The following is an 813-nucleotide window of genomic DNA, read 5'->3' on the forward strand; positions in this document are numbered from 1 at the left end:
TGCTCGTTCCGAATTGAACGGTATCGCCAGTTTCTCCGAGGGCAATCACTAATAAGGCTATCAGTATGCTTGCTACCAGTAAGCCCTGTATCGGTTTGTTTAACCAGCCGTTGATTTCGAAGCATCGAAATTGCATGAGTACCGCCAGCCATAAGGCACTATCGGCTATTTTGTGGGTATACAACATGGGAAGATTGATCAGGCCGGCTCCACCATTCATGCACAATGCAAAAATAGACCAGCAAATGCACGATCCAAGGAAATTGAATGCAAAGCGGCTATTTGTGCTAACGAGCAAGCTAAAGGCAATCGCACCAATTGCCAGCATCACAAACGGCAGACTAGAGCCAATGGAAATAAACAATAATTTGTCAAAACTCGGTGTATTTACAACACTTGGAAAGGTGTTGAATCGAGCAAAATAAGGGGAGTACGACGTCACTTCCCATCGAAGGGTCGAACCGTAAAGCTCAGAGCATCGTAATTGAGGGGCGCTGTAAATTTTCTCTGAGCTTTGGAAGTCTGTTCGGCCATAGCTCGCTCGAAGAATGTTATCTACAAAAATCTGATGTGTGCCGTGAATGACAACTGGGAAGTTTATCCAGTGATTGTCAGACCCGCATTGCGATAGAAGCGTATCACTGACCGCGACGAAGTGGGGATGTGCTTCGTCAGTCCATTCCGTGAGTATTTCCCAATTATGATCGTCTTCTGGTGTTGAATTGATGCCGAGCATTGCACTGAGAAGCAGCAGCAGGCTCGTCGCGAATTCACCTAATCCCATACCGCGTTCGCTGCATCATGGAGGTCAGG

1 protein-coding gene is annotated in these 813 nt (G+C 46.9%); it reads right to left on the minus strand.

Going from position 1 to position 813, the window contains the following annotated elements:
• The coding region (locus tag A3750_RS00805; protein ID WP_156498275.1) for a hypothetical protein at positions 1-784 on the minus strand (784 nt) is incomplete at its 3' end.
• Between the last annotated feature and the right edge of the window lie 29 nt (positions 785-813).

The sequence above is a fragment of the Oleiphilus sp. HI0079 genome (assembly GCF_001635105.1).